Annotated in this window: 18 protein-coding genes; 14 read left to right on the forward strand and 4 right to left on the reverse strand. The window is 65.8% G+C overall.

Going from position 1 to position 18,097, the window contains the following annotated elements; translation table 11 throughout:
• Positions 1-44 precede the first annotated feature (44 nt).
• From BIU82_RS15235 to BIU82_RS15265, 7 genes are all read left to right on the forward strand, one after another.
• Positions 45-1,517, forward strand: coding sequence for a GH1 family beta-glucosidase (locus BIU82_RS15235; RefSeq protein ID WP_253182810.1), 1,473 nt, complete (start codon positions 45-47; stop codon positions 1,515-1,517).
• A gap of 205 nt (positions 1,518-1,722) precedes the next feature.
• Entirely contained in the window at positions 1,723-2,487 is a 765-nt protein-coding gene (locus tag BIU82_RS15240) for an ABC transporter ATP-binding protein (RefSeq protein ID WP_070350273.1), read from the forward strand.
• Positions 2,484-3,236, forward strand: coding sequence for an ABC transporter permease subunit (locus tag BIU82_RS15245; protein WP_070350274.1), 753 nt, complete (start codon positions 2,484-2,486; stop codon positions 3,234-3,236). Before BIU82_RS15240 ends, BIU82_RS15245 begins: the two co-directional genes overlap by 4 nt.
• On the forward strand, positions 3,233-3,991 hold the full coding sequence (locus tag BIU82_RS15250; protein WP_070350275.1) for an ABC transporter permease subunit: 759 nt from the start codon (positions 3,233-3,235) through the stop codon (positions 3,989-3,991). Before BIU82_RS15245 ends, BIU82_RS15250 begins: the two co-directional genes overlap by 4 nt.
• Before the next feature lie 54 nt (positions 3,992-4,045).
• On the forward strand, positions 4,046-5,116 hold the full coding sequence (locus tag BIU82_RS15255; protein WP_070350276.1) for an ABC transporter substrate-binding protein: 1,071 nt from the start codon (positions 4,046-4,048) through the stop codon (positions 5,114-5,116).
• Positions 5,116-5,979 carry an HAD family hydrolase gene (locus tag BIU82_RS15260; protein WP_070350277.1) on the forward strand — a complete coding sequence of 288 codons (864 nt, stop codon included), beginning with the start codon at positions 5,116-5,118 and terminating at the stop codon, positions 5,977-5,979. The genes BIU82_RS15255 and BIU82_RS15260 overlap by 1 nt, the downstream gene beginning before the upstream one ends.
• A gap of 41 nt (positions 5,980-6,020) precedes the next feature.
• Positions 6,021-7,097 (forward strand): LacI family DNA-binding transcriptional regulator, encoded by a 1,077-nt coding sequence (locus BIU82_RS15265; RefSeq protein ID WP_070350278.1) that lies wholly within the window; start codon positions 6,021-6,023, stop codon positions 7,095-7,097.
• A gap of 3 nt (positions 7,098-7,100) precedes the next feature.
• Here the strand turns inward: BIU82_RS15265 and BIU82_RS15270 are convergent, their stop codons facing one another.
• Positions 7,101-7,859, reverse strand: a complete 759-nt coding sequence (locus BIU82_RS15270) for a potassium channel family protein (RefSeq protein WP_070350279.1) — start codon at positions 7,857-7,859, stop codon at positions 7,101-7,103.
• 84 nt (positions 7,860-7,943) lie between these two features.
• Between BIU82_RS15270 and BIU82_RS15275 the strand changes: the two genes are divergently transcribed.
• Both BIU82_RS15275 and BIU82_RS15280 read left to right on the forward strand, forming a co-directional pair.
• Entirely contained in the window at positions 7,944-8,486 is a 543-nt protein-coding gene (locus BIU82_RS15275; RefSeq protein ID WP_070350280.1) for an acyl-CoA thioesterase, read from the forward strand.
• Between the two features lie 103 nt (positions 8,487-8,589).
• Positions 8,590-8,961, forward strand: coding sequence for a thioredoxin domain-containing protein (locus BIU82_RS15280; protein WP_070350281.1), 372 nt, complete (start codon positions 8,590-8,592; stop codon positions 8,959-8,961).
• Between the two features lie 57 nt (positions 8,962-9,018).
• On the opposite strand, the gene BIU82_RS15285 is transcribed toward BIU82_RS15280, so the two are convergent.
• Complete coding sequence (locus BIU82_RS15285) at positions 9,019-9,297, reverse strand: antibiotic biosynthesis monooxygenase (protein WP_070350442.1); 279 nt, start codon at positions 9,295-9,297, stop codon at positions 9,019-9,021.
• A gap of 102 nt (positions 9,298-9,399) precedes the next feature.
• On the opposite strand from BIU82_RS15285, the gene BIU82_RS15290 reads away from it, so the two are divergent.
• Both BIU82_RS15290 and BIU82_RS15295 read left to right on the forward strand, forming a co-directional pair.
• Complete coding sequence (locus BIU82_RS15290) at positions 9,400-11,088, forward strand: AMP-binding protein (protein ID WP_070350282.1); 1,689 nt, start codon at positions 9,400-9,402, stop codon at positions 11,086-11,088.
• Positions 11,089-11,136: 48 nt separating this feature from the next.
• Positions 11,137-11,445: a DUF1905 domain-containing protein gene (locus BIU82_RS15295; RefSeq protein WP_070350283.1), complete on the forward strand. Its 309-nt coding sequence runs from the start codon at positions 11,137-11,139 to the stop codon at positions 11,443-11,445.
• Between the two features lie 31 nt (positions 11,446-11,476).
• Here the strand turns inward: BIU82_RS15295 and BIU82_RS15300 are convergent, their stop codons facing one another.
• Positions 11,477-12,466, reverse strand: coding sequence for a 3-methyladenine DNA glycosylase (locus tag BIU82_RS15300; RefSeq protein WP_070350284.1), 990 nt, complete (start codon positions 12,464-12,466; stop codon positions 11,477-11,479).
• Between the two features lie 129 nt (positions 12,467-12,595).
• On the opposite strand from BIU82_RS15300, the gene BIU82_RS15305 reads away from it, so the two are divergent.
• The 3 genes from BIU82_RS15305 (at position 12,596) to BIU82_RS15315 (ending at position 15,741) form a co-directional block, all read left to right on the forward strand.
• Complete coding sequence (locus tag BIU82_RS15305; RefSeq protein ID WP_070350285.1) at positions 12,596-12,988, forward strand: VOC family protein; 393 nt, start codon at positions 12,596-12,598, stop codon at positions 12,986-12,988.
• Between the two features lie 78 nt (positions 12,989-13,066).
• The gene (locus BIU82_RS15310; protein ID WP_070350286.1) at positions 13,067-14,452 is read left to right on the forward strand and encodes a cystathionine beta-synthase; all 1,386 of its coding nucleotides are present in this window, start codon (positions 13,067-13,069) and stop codon (positions 14,450-14,452) included.
• A gap of 122 nt (positions 14,453-14,574) precedes the next feature.
• A complete protein-coding gene (locus BIU82_RS15315) occupies positions 14,575-15,741 on the forward strand; it encodes a cystathionine gamma-synthase (protein ID WP_070350287.1) in 1,167 nt (388 codons plus the stop codon).
• 120 nt (positions 15,742-15,861) lie between these two features.
• On the opposite strand, the gene BIU82_RS15320 is transcribed toward BIU82_RS15315, so the two are convergent.
• Positions 15,862-18,003, reverse strand: coding sequence for a phosphocholine-specific phospholipase C (locus BIU82_RS15320; protein ID WP_070350288.1), 2,142 nt, complete (start codon positions 18,001-18,003; stop codon positions 15,862-15,864).
• Between the last annotated feature and the right edge of the window lie 94 nt (positions 18,004-18,097).

Here is an 18,097-nt window from a genome sequence, read left to right on the forward strand (position 1 = left end):
AACGACGCGCCATAGATCGACCGTATCCAAGGAGGACCTTCGTGATTGTCCCGAATCTTCCGGCTTCACAGCTGGAACAAGCTGCCGTGCTTGGCGCGCGCAGATGGCCGGACGGCTTCCTGTGGGGATCCGCCACGGCGGCTGCCCAGATCGAGGGCGCGGCTCATCTTGACGGCAAGGAAGACAGCATTTGGGATGTCTTCTCGCGCGTACCCGGCGCGATCGCGAACGGCGATACTCCGGAAGTCGCCGTCGACCACTATCACCGCATGCCGGAGGATGTGGCCCTCATGAAACACCTGGGCCTCGGCTCATACCGCTTTTCCACGAGTTGGTCGCGGATCAAGCCGGGGGACCGTGCAGTGAACCAGTCCGGCCTGGATTTCTACTCCCGGTTGGTGGACGAACTCCTGGACGCCGGCATCCTCCCGTGGCTGACCCTGTATCACTGGGACATGCCCCAGGCGGTGGAGGACAAGGGCGGCTGGGCAAGCCGCGACACCGCATTCCGTTTCCAGGACTACGCGGAGACGGTTTACGCGGCACTCGGTGACCGTGTGCAGCACTGGACCACCTTCAATGAGCCGTTCTGTTCCTCATTGCTGTCCTATGCCGCCGGGCTCCACGCGCCCGGCCGGACGTCACGCGAAGCGGGCCTGGCCTCGGTGCACCACCAGAACCTGGCCCATGGCCTTGCCACCCGCACCCTCCGGGCCCTTGGGGCGCAGAACATCGGCATCACCCTCAACCTGTCCAACGCCATCCCCGCTGACCCGGCGGATCCGGTGGACGTCGACGCGGCCCGCCGGTTCGACGCCCTGCAGAACCGCATCTACCTGGAGCCGCTGATCCTGGGGGAGTACCCGGAGGACTTCCGGGCCGACGTCGAGGGGCTTGGTTTTGATGACCTCGTCCATGACGGCGACCTTGAAACCATCTCCGCGCCGATCGACTTCCTGGGGGTGAACTATTACCACGATGACAGCATCTCCGGTCATCCGCTTCCTGCGGGTGACGCCGGCTTTGCCACGGCCACGGACCGCAAGATCGCCTCGCCGTACGTCGGGTCCGAACACATCACCTTCCCCTCGCGCGGCCTGCCGCGTACCGGGATGGACTGGGAAATCAACCCGGACGGACTGCGGCAGCTGCTTACCCGGCTGGGGCGGGAGTACCCGGAGCTGCCGCCGATGTACGTGACGGAGAACGGAGCAGCGTTCGACGACGACATCACCGAGGGCGGCCGGGTCCACGATCCGGAACGCACCCAGTACGTGTTGGACCACCTTGAGTGCGTTGCGGCGGCAATTGATGAAGGGGCGGACGTCCGCGGTTACTTCCTCTGGTCCCTGCTGGACAACTATGAATGGGCCTGGGGTTACGACAAGCGCTTCGGCATGGTCCATGTCGACTACGAAACACATGTCCGCACGGTCAAGGATTCGGGTTTGGTGTATTCCTCGGTGATCGCCGGCGGTTCCCCGAAGGGCTCCCTGAAAACGGGAGCGAAGGAGTAACGCGGGCTTCATTTGGCCGAAACAATCGACACCTACGCTTAAAAGCAGCCGGCCGTATGAGGCCAATTTTTTGAGAACGAAATCTAAGCGCGTAACAAGTGATGCCGGGGCCACAGCGAGCTCCGGCCGCGCAGCCGGTAAGCGGCAACCACTAAGTATCTGTCCGAACCACGGCCCCTTGCCGTGCAATCGAAAGGGACCGGTCATGAGTGCATCAGGCATATCGCTCGACCGCGTTGAAAAGACCTTCTCCTTGGAGAAACGCAAGACATTCACCGCCCTCAAAGACGTCACCCTCGACGTCGCGCAAGGAGAATTCCTTGCACTGCTCGGCCCGTCCGGGTGCGGAAAGTCAACCATTCTCAGAATGGTTGCCGGCCTTGAAGAGCCCACCGCAGGCAAGCTCGCCGTCAACGGACGCGGGCCCCGGGAACTCGTCAATGAGCACAGGCTCGGGGTCGCGTTCCAGGACCATGCGCTGCTTCCCTGGCTCACTGTCTTCCAGAACGTTTCACTTCCGTACCAGTTGGCCAAGCGCCCCGTGGACAAGGCACGTATCGACGATCTCCTGGAACTCGTCGGACTGGCCAGGTTCCGCGACGCCTTCCCGCGGCAGCTTTCGGGCGGAATGCGGCAGCGCGCCTCGATTGCCCGCTCACTGGTCCTGAAACCCGAGGTGCTTCTGCTCGACGAACCGTTCGGCGCCCTCGACGCCGTAACGCGGCGCAGGATGAACCTTGAACTCGCACGGATCTGGAGTGAGGAGCGCACCACCACCGTCCTGGTCACCCACGACGTCGAGGAAGCTGTCTTCCTTGCCCAGCGTGTTGTGGTCCTGGCCGCGAACCCGGGCCGCATACGCCACGAGGAGGTCCTTTCCTTCGATACCGCCCGTACCGAAGGTCTGGAACGGACCGACGAATTCCACCACGTGGTGGACCGCTTGACCCGGATGCTGGACGCCTCATGAGCTCCCGCGGAAAGAAAATCCTTCTCGGTATCCTCGGCGCGCTGGCCCTGATCCTCGCAGCAGAACTCATCGGAAGACTGGGGCTCGCCGGTAAGGCCTGGCCGGCCCCCAGCGACGCCATCTTCTCGGTCCTGGGCAACAAACTGAACAGCGCCCTGCTGTTCCGCTCACTCGGCGCCACGCTGGTCTCGGCCGGAACGGGCCTCCTCATCGGCTCCGTGGCGGGTGTGGCCGTGGGCTTCCTCGGCTTCCTCTTTCCGGTGCTTCGGCCCGGACTGGACCAGACGGCGTCGATCCTGAACACCATCCCGCTCGTGGCGCTCGCGCCGCTGCTGATCACGCTGGTCGGGCCGCAAGGGATGTCGGTGCTCACCGCGGCACTTGGCGCCGGATTCGCGATGTTCGTAGCGACAGCGTCAGGGCTGCTGGCAGTCTCGCCGGCCCATTCGGACTTCTTCACCGTGTCCGGGGCTTCGAGGCTCCAGCACATCATCAGGCTCAGCCTTCCCAGCGCCGTGCCCAGCCTGCTGGGCGGCCTCACCCTGGCCGGTTCCGGCGCCGTCCTCGGGGCTGTCCTTGGCGAGTGGTTCGGTGCCCCGAGCGGGCTGGGCGTGCTGATGATCAGCTCGATGCAGAACTTCCAGGTGAAGCTGCTGTTCGTCGTCGCGCTGACGGCGGCCCTCGTCTCGCTGCTCGCCTTCTACACCATGGTGGCCATCCAGAAGCTGGTCGGAAGGAGGTTCGCATGAGCAAGGTACTCCCGGTTCTTGGCCGCATCCTCGCCCGGGGCTGGCCGATCATCGTCCTGCTCCTGGCCTGGGACCTTGTGGCGGTCGTCAACGGCTACACGGACCTGTTGCTGCCGAGGCCGTTGAGCGTCGCGTCCTACGTGTCCAACAACGTGGCCAAGTTCGCCGAACCCACCTTTATCACGGTGGCGCTGGCCGTCCCGGGGACAATCCTGGGCCTGGCGGTTGGCTGCGTCCTGGCAATCCTGGTCTGGTATTCCTCCATCCTGGACGGGTTGATCACACCAACCACCAGCGTCCTGCAGGCCGTCCCGGTGGTGGCCATGCTGCCAGTGATCGGCAGGCTGGTGGGCTACAACGAAATCACGGTCATCGTGATCGTCATGCTGCTCTCCTTCTTTCCCGCTTTTGTCCTGGTCCTTGCCCGGCTCAGGCAAGCGAACGGCTCCTCCGAGGACGTGTTCCGCGTCTTTGGGGCGAGCCGCTGGACCACCCTGGCCCGGCTCCTCCTGCCGCAGGCAGTTCCGGGCCTGCTCGCCGCCATCCGGATGACCGCGCCCTTCGCCATCGGCGCCGTGATCCTGGCGCAATACCTGCTCTCCATCGGCGGACTCGGCCAGTTGATCACCGATTCGATCGTCCGCAGCGACACCGTGACCGTGTGGGCCATCGCCTGCATCACCTCCATCGTGTCGATCATCGTCTTCGCCCTCACCAAACGGCTCGAAGACCGCGTTGCCGTGCGCTTCAAATAGCCCACGCCGTCCCGCCCGGAATCACTCCACACCCGTTCGAACAGGAGCTCCACCATGAACAACACCACTTTTTCCCGCCGCAGCCTCCTTGGCGCAGGCCTCGGTCTCGGTGCCCTCGCCACGGCCGGTGCCCTGACATCCTGCAGCCCCGCCGTCTCGTCCCCGGCGGCCGGAGCCACCAAGCTCCGCATCACCCTCGGCTGGGTATCCAACGTCGAATTCGGCGGCTACTTCATTGCTGATGACCGCGGCTACTACAAGGACGAGGGACTTGAGATCGAGTTCCTTCCCGGCGGCGCGAACGCACCGTCGGCCGCCCAGAGCCTGGCTGCAGGCAACGCCGAAATCGGCCTTTCGCCGTCCATGGGCGACACGATCGTCGCGGCCGCCAAGGGTAACGACCTCAAGATCCTGGGAGCGGTCTTCCAGGACAGCCCTGGTGGCATCGTCTCGTTGAGCAAGAAGCCGATCCGGACTCCGAAGGACCTGGTAGGCGCCAAAGTGCTTGGCCAAGGCGGAACCCAGCCATACCTTGACGCGATCATGCAACTGGCGGGCCTGCCCAAGGCCAGTTACGAACTGGTGCCGGCCGGCTTCGATCCTTCGCCCTTGGTCGACGGGCAGGGCGATGCCTACACCTGCTATGTGACCAACCAGCCCACCACGCTGGAGACCCAGTTCGGCCTCGTCAAGGACAAGGACTATGTGACGGTCACCTACAGCGAGCTGGGCCTGCCCTCCTACGCGGACGTCATTGTCACCACCGGCAAGTTCGCCGGCGCCAACGAGGAAGCGATCGTCAAATTCCTGCGCGCCAGCGTCCGTGGCTGGCAGGACAACATCGCCGACCCGTCCATCGCGGCCAAACTGTGCGTCGAGAAGTACGGCGCAGACCTTGGCTTGGACCTCAAGCAGCAGATCCGCCAGAACGAGCTCCAGGCTCCGCTGATCCAGAGCGCCCTCACCAAGTCGAAGGGCCTGCTCAACATGGACACCGCGCTGCTGGAGGCCAAGATGCTGCCCGCGATGAAGGCCTCGGGCCAGACACCTGTCCCGGCTGACGTCAAGGGAATTGTGGACCTGTCCTACCTGGCCAAGGCCTTCGACGGCAAGACCAGCCTCTGATGGCAACGGCACCTGCGTCCTCCCGCCGTCGTCTCGTCGCGCTCGACGTCGATGGAACGATCATGCACGACGATGGCCGGATCAGTCCGGCTGTTGCCGAACAGATCAGGAGAATCGCCGCAGGTGGCGATGCGATCACGCTCGCGACGGGACGACCTGTCGCGAGCGTGATCAAGGTCCTGGACAGGCTCGGCATCACTCCCGAGTACGCCGTGTGCTGCAACGGGGCCATCACCATCCGCCGTGACGCCTCCGCAGCGGGGAACTACCGCAAGGACTTCGTCGCCACCTACGACCCCACCGAGGCCCTCCACACCCTGCGGGCCTGCCTGCCGGATGCGCTCTACGCGGTGGAGGACGAGCACGGCAATTTCCTGTACACGGAGGCGTTGCCGGGGCTGGCGGGCGAAACCGGCCCGGATCCCAACTCGCGCAGGGTTCGTTTTGAGGAACTCCTCGGCCGGCAGGCGACCCGCGTGGTGGTTGCTGCCCCTGAAACAGGAACGGAGGAATTCTTCGCCATCATGGCAGGTCTCGGCCTGGATCACGCGGCTTACTCAATCGGCCGGGCATCCTATTTGGACCTCGCTCCCCAAGGGGTGGACAAAGCGACCGCGCTCGAACAACTCAGGCAGCTCCTCGGCGTCGACCCTTCCGACGTGGTCGTGTTCGGCGACGGCCGGAACGACATCGAGATGTTGCGCTGGGCGGCGGCCTCCGGGCACGGCTTCGCCCTTGGCCAGGCGCCTGCCGAGGTTCAGGACGCTGCCTCCGAGGTCCTTCCCTCGATTCACGACGACGGCGTGGCAGCCGGGCTTGCACGCTTGGACTTTGCGGAACGGCCTGCCATTGCAGGCCGGTAGTATGCATCTCAGACTGTCACCACAATGGAGCCACTAACGCAATGACCAAGAGCCCGACGGTTTACGACGTGGCAGCGGCCGCGGGCGTATCCACAGCGACGGTGTCCTTCACGTTCCGAAACCCCGGCCGGGTCAAGGAATCCACCCGCGAGGTGGTCCTGGCCGCCGCCAGGAAGCTTGGCTACGTTCCCAACGTCAGCGCGCGGAGTCTGGCCAGGGGCCGTACGGGAACACTGGGCCTTTTCGCCTACGACTTCTTGTGGAATGCCGCGGACCGCCGGGTTCCAGCAGGTGGCACGCTGCCGGAAAGCCACCTCCTCCAAGGTGAACCGTATGACGACTTCCGGCTGTTCCCGGTGTACTTGGACGAAGTCCAGCGGGGCTTTGAACTGGAATGCTGGCGCCGTGGATTCGAGATCATTCTTGGCGGACGGAAGGACGGCCTCAGCGAAAGCATCATCACCGAGATCGCCGGACGCGTCGACGGCCTGGCGGTGTTCCCACGAAGGCTGCCTGCCGAAACCCTGGCCCACGTAGCCCGGCGGATCCCGGTGGTTGAATTCGCTTCCGGCGATGACGGAGGAGACTACTGCCACATAACGGCAGACAACGCGTCCGGGATGGAGATGATTGCTTCGCACCTGATGTCGGAGCATGGCCTGGATGACTTCGTCTATGTTTCCTCGGCCAGCAATGCGGACAGCGAGGAACGCAGAGGAGCTTTCAACTCGGTCCTGGAGGGTAGTGGCGTCAAGCTGCGGCCGGACCTGGCGTATGCCCCGGCCACCATCAAGCCGGAGTTGAGCCGCTTGATTGACGCCGGAACATTGCCCCAGGCCTTCGTTTGCGCCTCGGACATCGTTGCTCTCGAAGTGATCGATGCCTTGGGGGCCTTGGGTGTTCCTGTTCCGGGAAGCGTTGCTGTCACAGGATTCGACGGCGTGGTGGCCGGTGCGGTTTCCACTCCGGGCCTCACCACGGTCCGGCAACCGATGAGCGAGATCGGCAGGTTGGCCGCGGACATGCTGATCGCCAGGAGTTCAGGTGAAACCAGCGACAACAAATCGGTGGTCCTCCCGGTCAGGATGATTGTCCGGGGCAGCTGTGGGTGCGGGTAGTTCCTAGGCCCGCTCGGTAGCCTCGGCAGTGTCCCCGTCCCGCCCCCGCAGCTCCGCGATTTCCCGGCGCAGGGCGGCCACCTCGTCCAGCAGTTCCGCCATTTCGTTGCGCACCGGCTCCTCCGAGGCCGCGACGGCGGCTTCGGTGTTCTGCTCGATCCGCTGCACCAGCCACGACGCAATCGACGCCGTGACCATGCCGATCACGGCGATTCCGCTCATCATGAGTGCGGCCGCGACGATCCGGCCCAGGGGAGTCACGGGATAGAGGTCGCCGTAGCCCACCGTGGTGATGGTGGTGATGGCCCACCATGCGGCGTCGCCGAGGGTGAGGATCTTCGCATCGGGCGCCCGTTGTTCCACGTCCAGCACCGCCAGGGCGCCGATCAGGACCAGGAGGACTGCCGAGCCCGCCACGTAGATGGCCACCCGGCCGCGCAGGGTTTCGCCCACGGTGCGGTGCAGTACGGACAGGACCGTCACCAGGCGCAGCAGGCGCAGGGGCCGGAAGAACGGGAGCACCACGATCAGCAGTTCGTGCAGGTTCCAGAGGAACCACCGCTTCCGGTCCTCCGCGAGCCACAGGTTGATCCCGTAGTCGACCACGAAAATACCCCAGGTGACCCACATGACCACTTCGAAGGGCGTAGCGGCATCCCCTTCGAGCCGGGCGACCACTTGCCAGGCGTAGGCCGTCAGGAAAACCAGCGCGGTGGCCATGAGCGGCCATTCGGCCAGGTCCCGGTAGCGTGCTTGCGTCATACCGGCATCCTAGGGCCCGCCAGGCCGGGGCTGAACCCGGAAAGGGGCTGGCCAGCCGATGTTACTGGTGAGTAGCATTGGGGAATGCACCTGCTTCTGCGAACTCTCCTGCTGCTGTTTACCTCGTCCCGGCGGAGCCGTCTGAGCGTGTGGGAGGAATCGTCCCTTCCGCTGCGGGTCCTGCCCACCGACATCGACATCGCGATGCACGTCAACAACGGCATGTACTTCTCCCTCATGGACCTCGGCCGTTTCGACCTCATGGTCCGTGCCGGGATCTGGGAACGGATGCGTAGCCGCGGCTGGAGCCCCGTGGTTTCCGGCGAGACCATCGCTTTCCGCAAATCCCTCCAGCTGTGGCAGCGCTACACGATTGAATCGAGGATCATCGGCCTGGACTCCAAGGCGATCTACTTCGAACAGCGCATGGTGGCCGATGGCGAAATCTACGCCCGCGCGCACATCGCCACCCGGCTCGTGGACAAGGGACGGCCCGTCAGCCAGGAGGACATCCTGGCCGAATTCGGTGCACCGCCGGCTTCGTTGGAGCTGCCGGACTGGATCCACGAATGGCGGGAGAACAACGCCCTGCCCGGCGCCCGGAAGCCGGCCCCGCACCTCTGGTGACCGGCGGTGCCCGGCTTCAAGAGCCGCCGTCGGGCTTTATTCCCGCTTCGCCGGGCAGCGAACAGGGGGCGACTTCACGGACAGGCTCGCGTACGGTGGAAGCATGGCTACAGTTGACATCACCGGTGAACAGTTCGCAGCAACCATTGAGGGCAACGATATTGTCCTGGTGGATTTCTGGGCGGAATGGTGCGGTCCCTGCCGCCAGTTCGCCCCCACCTTCAAGGCCGCCTCGGAGAAGCACCCGGATGTTTTCTTCGCCAAGGTGGACACCGAGGCCGAGCAGCAGCTCGCGGCCGAAGCAGGAATTTCCTCCATTCCCACCCTTATGGCGTTCCGCGAAAAGGTGCTGGTGTTTTCCCAGCCCGGCGCCCTGAACGGCCCGCAGCTGGACCAGGTCATCGAGGCAGTCAAGGGCCTGGACATGGAAGAAGTCCACGCGCACGTCGCCAAGATGCGCGCCGAAAACTCCTGACGCTTAAACACGGATGGCCGCCCGGAAACGGGCGGCCATCCGTGTTTAAGGAGGAACTTAGAGGCGTTCGATCTTGACCGGCTCGGCCAGCAGGGCGCTCAGGGACTCATTGAGGTCCTGCACCGCGATGCCCTTGGAGTGCTTCTCGAGGTCTTCCTCGGAGGCCCACTGTTCCGTGAGGACCAGCTTCTCCTCTGTTGCTTCGGTCAGTTCGTAGCGGAGGCAGCCGGGCTCGTTCACGACCTCGTCGATCGCGATTTCCAGGGCGAGCTTCACACGGAAGAATTCGCCGTCGTTGGGGATGAAGGTTGCCTGCAGGTCAATGGGTGCACTCATGGCCTTCACCTTACCGGCAGGGCGGCCCGGCTCCGGAAAGATTTCGCGGCGGTCCCGGGTGCAGCGCTTCCGGCCCGGACGGGGGCTTGGTAGCGTGCCGTCATGCTTTCCTCCTCCGCTCTTTCCTACACAGCCGGGGACGCCGCTGTCCCGCTGCTTGATGAAACCATCGGCGCCAACTTCGAACGCCTCGCGGCACGCTTCCCGGACCGGGACGCCCTGATCGAGGCCGCGCCGCCGGGCGGGACACCCCGCCGCTGGAGCTATGCGGAGTTGAACGACGACGTCGACCGCCTCGCCCGCGCTTTGCTCGCCATGGGCGTTGCCAAGGGCGAGCGGGTGGGCATCTGGAGCCCGAACTGCGCCGAATGGACCATCCTGCAGTACGCGACGGCGAAGATCGGCGCGGTGCTGGTCAACGTCAACCCGGCCTACCGCGCCCACGAACTGGAATTCGTGCTCAAGCAGAACGGCATGCGCATGCTGGTCCTGGCTCCCACGGACAAGAACAGCGACTACGTTGGAATGGCACGGCAGGCGCTGCCGCATTGCCCCGAATTGCGTGAACTGGTCTTCCTGCCGGACCACGGCCTCGAGGGGCTGGCCGCCGGAATTCCGGAGGACGACAGTGAGTCCGCCTATGCGGGACTGCTGGAGCTCGCGGAGGAGGTGCCGGCGTCGGCCCTTGCCGAGCGCATGGCCGCGCTGGACCCGCGGGACGCCATCAACATCCAGTACACCTCCGGGACCACGGGCTTCCCGAAAGGCGCCACGCTCACGCACCACAACATCCTCAACAACGGCCACCAGATCGGCAGCCTGCTCGGCTACACGGAACAGGACCGCGTGGTGATCCCGGTGCCGTTCTACCATTGCTTCGGCATGGTGATCGGCAACCTGAATGCGCTGAGCTTCGGGGCCGCCACCATCATCCCCGGCCGCGGCTTCAGCCCGGCGGCGGCGTTGCAGGCGGTGCAGGATTTCGGTGGGACGTCGCTGTACGGCGTACCCACGATGTTCATCGCCGAGCTCGCACTGCCGGACTTTGCGCAATACGAGCTGTCCACCCTCCGCACCGGCGTGATGGCAGGTTCGCTCTGCCCCGTGGAGGTCATGGAGCGCGTCATCGGCGAGATGCACATGCGGGACGTGGCCATTTGCTATGGCATGACCGAAACCTCGCCGGTGTCCACCATGACCCGGGCCGGGGACAGCCTGGAGCACCGCACTTCCACGGTTGGCCGGACCATGCCGCACCTGGAATCGAAGATCGTGGATCCGGCAAGCGGGGAAACCGTGGAGCGCGGCGCCATCGGCGAACTCTGCACCCGCGGCTACGCGGCGATGAAGGGCTACTGGGAGCAGCCGGAGAAGACCGCCGAAGCCATCGACGACGAAGGCTGGATGCACACCGGCGACCTGGCCCGCATGGACGGTGACGGTTACGTGGTCATTGAAGGCCGCATCAAGGACATGGTGATCCGCGGCGGCGAGAACATCTACCCGCGCGAAATCGAAGAATTCCTGTTCCGGCATCCGTCCATCCAGGACGTCCAGGTGATCGGCGTGCCGGACGAAAAGTACGGCGAAGAACTGATGGCCTGCATCATCCTCAAACCCGGCGCCGAAGCCCTGGACGAAGAGCAGCTGCGGGACTTCTGCCGCGGCAAGCTGGCCCATTTCAAGGTCCCCCGGTACCTGGACATCCGGGAGAGCTTCCCGATGACGGTCTCCGGCAAGGTCCGCAAGGTGGAAATGCGCGAGGAAGCGGTGGCCCGGCTGGGACTCTAAGCTCGGCTGCACCCCTGGGCGCTTACGGCAAGGATAAGGATGCACCACATGGATGAGGCAGAGAACAGCGGCGCAAAGGCCCCCGGGCCGCTGGACGTGACCTTCACGGCCACGCTCGTGACCAGCCCCGCGAAAGGCGGCTGGACGTACGTGCAAATGGATGGCTCGGCCGAGTTCTTCGGAACCCGCGGGCTGGTCCGGGTCAGCGGCACCGTGGACGGCGAAGCATTTGAAAGCTCCTTCATGGCGCTCGGCGACGGAACGCACAAGCTTCCGATCACCGCCGAACTGCGCCGGAAGATCGGCAAGGCGGAGGGCGATGAAGTGACGGTCCACCTCAGCGAGCGGCGCCCCTGAGTCAGCGCCCCTGAGCCAACGTCCGTGAGGCTCAGTGGCCGCGGTGGTCCTGGATGGTCATCCGCGGCCCGAATGCCGGTTTGCGGAAACCGCTGAGCCCCAGCATGCGGACTACCCGTTGCCGGTGCCCGCGCCATGGCTCCATCAGGGCGAGCATGCCGGCGTCGTCGGTTTTCTCTCCCGTCAACGCATAGCCCACATAGGACGCCAGGTGGTAGTCGCCCACGGCGATCGAATCCGGGCAGCCATGCGTGCGCTGCAGGACCTCGGCCGCGGTCCAGATCCCGATTCCTGGAATGGTCTGCAGCTTGGCCCCGGCCTCCGCCGCGTCCAGCGAGGCCAGCCGCTCCAGCGCGGCCGCCGAACGCAGCGCCCGCATCACCGTAGCTGAGCGCTGCGGCCCAACGCCTGCCTTGTGCCATTCCCAGGACGGGATGCCCAGCCACTGTTCCGCGGTCGGAGCGACAAGAAGGCCCGACGGCGTGTGGCGGCCGGCGGCGGGCGCTGCGGCTCCGTAGCGGTACATGAGGTAGCGGTAGCCGCGGCGGGCCTCGATGGTGGTGACCTTCTGTTCCAGGATGGTGGGCACCAGTGAGTCGACCACCCGGCCGGTGGCGGGCAGGCGCAGGCCCGGGTTCCGGCGTCGGGCTTCAATGACAAGGCGGGGGAGCCCTGCCTGGAAGGTGGGCTCATCGAAGGCGGACCAGTCATCGTCCCGGCCGAGCAGGCGCGGCGCTCCGGCGACCGCGGCCCCCGCGCCAGGGCCCCAAGCCTGTGCGTCGACGAAACCGTCCGCGCCGGAAGCAGTTCCGGAAACGGCGGTGAGCCGCAGCGTGGCAGGACCGTCCGGCGTCGTGAGCGCCATCCAGAGTCCGTCCGGGCGGTGGGCGAAGGACGGATCGCCGTTGCCGCGCATGAGGATTCCCAGGCTCTGCAGGAGGTTGAACGGACCGCCGGGATACCAGCGCAACGATGCGTCCGCGGCGGCCGCGAGGGCGGCGGGGGCGCTGGCGATGGTCATGGATCCATGGTCCCACGGGGGAGTGACAGGAAGTTCCCGGAGTCCCTTACGCAGCAGGGAACACGGGCCTAGACTCGCGTTTGTGGTGCGGGGCGCCGCGCCTTTCCCGAAACGTACAGGAGTAACGCCATGGGTGGAGTAGTACATTTCGAAATTCCCGCCGAAGATTCCGGCCGGGCCAGCAATTTCTACCAGGGGGCGTTCGGCTGGACGCTCAACCCGATGCCGGAGATGGATTACACCATCGCCATGACCACGCCGTCGGATGAGCAGACCGGCATGCCGAAGTCGCCCGGCGCCATCAACGGCGCGCTGTTCACGCGCTCGCCGGAACTGCAGACCCCGGTGCTCACGGTGGACGTCGAGGACATCGATGCAGCCCTGACGCAGATTGAGTCCGTGGGCGGCTCAGTGCACAAGGGCAAGGACGCCGTGCCCGGAATGGGCTGGTACGCCTACTTCAAGGACACCGAAGGGAACATCCTGGGCCTCTGGCAGACGGACGAGTCCGCAGGGAAGTAGACACCGCAAGGAAACCCGGGAAGCCCGACCGGGTTTCCTTGTGCTGCCCCCGCCAGCCGAAGCGGTACCTTTGTACCCATGAAGTACGCCGAGTCCGTTCTGGACCTCATTGGCAATACGCCGCTCATCAAGCTGAACCACGTCACCGAGGGCATCAAGGCCACGGTCCTGGTGAAACTCGAATACATCAACCCCGGCGGATCCATCAAGGACCGTATTGCGGTGAAGATGGTCGAAGAAGCCGAGCGCACCGGCAAGCTCAAGCCCGGCGGCACCATCGTTGAACCCACCTCCGGCAACACCGGCGTGGGCCTGGCGCTGGTGGCGCAGCAGAAGGGCTACAAGTGCATCTTCGTGGTCCCGGACAAAGTGGGCGAGGACAAACGGGCCGTGCTGCAGGCCTACGGCGCAGAAGTCGTGGTGACGCCCACCTCCGTGGCCCCGGACAGCCCGCAAAGCTACTACGGCGTCTCGGACCGCCTGGTCAGCGAGATCCCCGGCGCCTACAAGCCGGACCAGTTCTCCAACCCCGCCGCCCCGGGCAGCCACTATGAATCCACCGGCCCGGAAATCTGGCGCGACACCGACGGCAAGGTCACCCACGTGGTGATCGGCGCCGGCACCGGCGGCACCATCACCGGCACCGGGCGCTACCTCAAGGAGATCTCCGCTGACCGTTCGGAGGCCGACGGCGGCCGCGTCAAGGTGATCGGTGCGGACCCCGAAGGTTCGGTGTACTCGGGCGGGACCGGGCGGCCCTACTTCGTCGAAGGCGTCGGCGAGGACATGTGGCCGGACAACTACGACAAGACCGTCCCGGACGACGTCATCGCCGTCAGCGATGCCGATTCCTTCGCCATGACCCGCCGCCTGGCCCGCGAGGAAGGCCTGCTGGTCGGCGGCTCCTCAGGCATGGCCGTAGCGGCCGCGCTCAAGGCGGCGAAGGACCTCCCGGAGGAGGCCGTCGTCGTCGTGATCCTGCCGGATTCCGGCCGCGGCTACCTGGCCAAGATCTTCAATGACCAGTGGATGCGCTCCTATGGCTTCCTCTCCGGCGGCGAAGAAGCCTCCGTGGGCGAGGTCCTGAAGTCCAAGACCGGTGAGCTGCCGGACCTGGTCCACATCCATCCGAACGAGACCGTGCGCGATGTCATCAACATCATGAACGAGTTCGGCGTCTCGCACATCCCGGTCCTTTCGGCAGAGCCGCCCGTGGTGATGGGCGAGGTCCTCGGCGCCGTGGACGAACGGTCGCTGACCTCCAAGCTCTTCCGCGGCGAAGCGAAGCTGGCCGACAAGATTTCCGAGCACATGGGGGAACGGCTGCCGGTGATCGGTTCGCTGGAGACCATTTCCGCGGCCCGCGAGCTGCTGTCCGAGGTGGACACCGTGATGGTGACCTTCGCCGGCGCCCCCGTGGGCATCCTGACCCGCCACGACCTGCTCGCGTACCTGAGCAGCTAAACAAACCGGTGGTTGAGCTTGTTCTCCGCTGGTTGAGCTTGTCGAAACCTGGATCTCGACAGGCTCGATCACCGGTGGTTGGGCTCGATCACCGAGGCCCCCATTACTCGAAAAGGAGCACCATGTCCGCCTCTGAAAACCAGGGCTTCAACACCCGCGCCGTGCACGCCGGCCAGGCCTTCGAACCCCGCACCGGCGCGGTGGTTCCGCCGCTGCACTTCAGCTCCACCTATGCCCAGGACGGCATCGGCGGGCTGCGCGACGGCTACGAATACGGCCGCGGCGGCAACCCCACCCGCGACGCCCTGCAGGAACAGCTTGCCGCGCTCGAAGGCGGCAGCCACGCCTTCAGCTTCGGCTCCGGGCTCGCCGCCGAGGATTCGCTGATCCGCGCGGTGGCCCGCCCCGGCGACCACATCGTGCTCGGCAACGACGCTTACGGCGGCAGCTACCGGCTCATCAACCGCGTGCTGGGGGAGTGGGGCATCGGCAACACCCCGGTGGACATGGCCAATCTCGACGCCGTGCGCGACGCCGTCTCCGCGAACAAGGCCCGGATTGTGTGGGTGGAGACGCCGTCCAACCCGATGATGCGGATTACCGACATCGAGGCCCTCGCCGCGATCGCGCACGACGCCGGTGCCCTCCTGGTGGTCGACAACACCTTCGCGTCCCCGTACCTGCAGAACCCGCTCGCCTTGGGTGCCGACATCGTGGTCCACTCCACCACGAAGTACATCGGTGGCCACTCCGACGTGGTGGGCGGCGCCGTCGTCGTCAATGATCCGGAGCTGGCGGAGAAGATCGGCTTCGTACAGTTCGCCGTCGGCGCGGTCTCCGGCCCGATGGACGCCTTCCTGACCACCCGCGGCCTGAAGACCCTCGGCGTGCGCATGGACCGGCACAGCGAGAACGCCCAGGCCGTGGCCGAATGGTTGCTGCAGCGTCCCGAGGTGGAAGCCGTGCTGTACCCGGGCCTTCCGGACCACCCCGGCCACGAGCTGGCGAAGAAGCAGATGAAGAAGTTCGGCGGCATGGTCTCCGTGCAGTTCAAGGGCGGTGAAGCCGCGGCACGTGCGGTCGCGGAGAACACCCGCGTGTTTACCCTGGCCGAATCCCTGGGCGGTATCGAATCCCTCATGAACTACCCCTCCGAGATGACCCACGCCTCCGTGAAGGGCACCGAGCTCGCCGTTCCGGTCAACCTGCTGCGCCTCTCCTGCGGCATCGAGGACGTCGAGGATTTGATCGCGGACCTCGAACAGGCATTCGCAGCGATCAGCAGCTGAAGCACGCGCCCTTCCTGACCTTCTTTGGGATGAGCAACGGCCGCGGCACCCCGGAATCACCGGAGTGCCGCGGCCGTTCCTGTTCAAACAAGGTGAGGACGGTTGCCGCCGGCCCCGAAGCTAGCCGGAAATCCCCGGCAGGCCGTTCTCCTCGCAGCCGGTGAGGCGGCGGCGGAAGCTCGCGTCCTCGATCACCGTGGCCTCGATGTCGTACCAGCCGCTCAAGGTTTCCCAAGCCAGGGCCTTGGTGGCGCCGGCCTGCAGCTTCAGGGTGGTGCCAAGCTCCTTGTACTGCAGGGACACCAGCTGCAGGGTGACCGGGCTTGAGCCGCTGTTACGCAGTTCCAGGTGCAGGGCATCGCCGCTGCGTCCCGTGACGGAAACGTCGACGCCGGCCGCCGCACCCGCCGTCGAACCCTTGAGTTCGTACTGGTACCGGTTGGGCCCCGTGACGATCAGGTCGAAGCTGCCCGACGGCGCCGGGAGCTTCACGGTCTCGCTCGCCTTGACGTCCACGTGGCGCGGTTCGGTGACCTCGCCCGCGTAGCCGTACACGGCGAAGTGCGTGGAACTGGTGCCCTGGTTGCGCAGGGACAGCGTGACGCCGTCGGCCGCTACCGCGGCGGACGTCCGCGGCCGGTAGGGCAGCGGACGTGCCGGGCGGGTGCCGTCTTCCTGGATCGGTGCCACCTGCACGGCCGGCGGGACCGGGCGCCAGCGGCTGATCTTGGCCGGAACCGGGCCCGGCTGCTCCACCACCGGCGGGGTGCCCGCGGAGGCGAAGTTGAAGACGCCGGTCAGGTCCCCGCAGACCTCGCGGCGCCACGCGGAGATGTTCGGTTCCTGCACGCCGGTCCAGGCTTCGAGGAAGCGGATCATCGAGGTGTGGTCAAAGACTTCCGAGCTGACGTAGCCGCCGATCGTCCATGGCGAAACGACCGTCATGGGGACCCGCGGACCCAGGCCGATGGGGCGGGCCGTGGTCCAGTCGGTGGACTCGCCGGAGGCCGGTCGGGGCTGCACGGGCGGCGGGACGTGGTCGAAGTAGCCGTCGTTCTCGTCGAAGTTGAGGAAGATGGCGGTGCTGTCCCAGGTTTCCTGGCTGCTGGCCACGATGTCCAGCAGGCGGTAGACGAAGTTGGCGCTGCCCACGGGCGTGGAGGCGCCGGGGTGCTCGGAGTCGGCGGCGGAGGGAACCAGCCAGCTGACCTTCGAGAGCGTGCCGGCGTCGATGTCCGCGCCCAGGCGTTCCAGCAGGGTGTTGGGGCGGCCACGGAACATGGCCTTGTCGAACAGCGCCTTCTCGGCATCGTTGAGCAGTTCCCGGCCGGCGGCCAGCTGGGCGAGCAGGCGGTCCTGCTCCTCCGGGGCCTTGCCGTGCAGGGAGTCGTAGAACTCCTCCGTGGTGCGCAGGTCCCCGTCGACGGCGGCCAGGACCTTGTGCCCGATCGCCTTGAAGGTGTCGAAGTACTCCACCGCGTTGTCCGTGAAGTTGTCCCAGTCCTGGTAGATCTGCCAGGACACGCCGGCCTGCTCCAGGCGCTCCGGATAGGTGGTCCAGTCGTAGCCGGCATGGGCGTAGTTGTAGGCGGCGTTCGTGACGGCGCGCTTGCCGGTGGCCTTCTCCGTGCCGGTGGTGCCGCTCCAGAGGTAGTTGCGGTTGGGGTTGGTGGAGCCGTTGACCGAGCAGTGGTAGGCGTCGCAGATGGTGAAGGTATCGGCGAGCTCGAACTGCAGCGGGATGTCGCTGCGCTCGTAGAACGTCATGGTGGAGGCGCTCTTGGCCGGGATCCACTTGTCGCACCAGCCGTTGTTCCAGGCGGCGGTGGTGCCGTTGAAGGAATGGTCAAGGTCGCCGAGGTACTGGATGTCCGAATCCGGGCGGCCCGCCAGCTCCGCGGCCTTGCGGAGGGAGAACGGCAGCACGATTTCGCCCGTGGCCCGCGGCTGTTCGAACATCGAGTTGCCGTTGGGCAGGCGGGTGATGGACTTGTCCCCGAAACCGCGGACGCCGCGCAGCGAACCGAAGTAGTGGTCGAAGGAACGGTTCTCCTGCATCAGGATGATCACGTGCTTGATGGACTGCAGGCTGCCGGGTGGAACCGGCTTGGCCATGGCGGCCTGCACCGACGGCGGCAGGAGGGAGCCTGCGGCAGCAAGCGCCGTCGCTGCTGCCGTTGCACCCAGGAAGCCGCGGCGGGAGAGGCCACGGGTCTCGTTGTCCGGGAGGTGGTTCGTGTCGTGGGAGTCATGGGGAGCCATATGTGGGATGCCTTTCGTGGGTCGGCTCTGGCCTCACCACGGTAGGCACCGGCGGTGAACTATTGGTGTATTTCCCGTACATGAAACGGCCACC

The organism is Arthrobacter sp. SW1 (assembly GCF_001766675.1).
GTDB lineage: Bacteria > Actinomycetota > Actinomycetes > Actinomycetales > Micrococcaceae > Arthrobacter.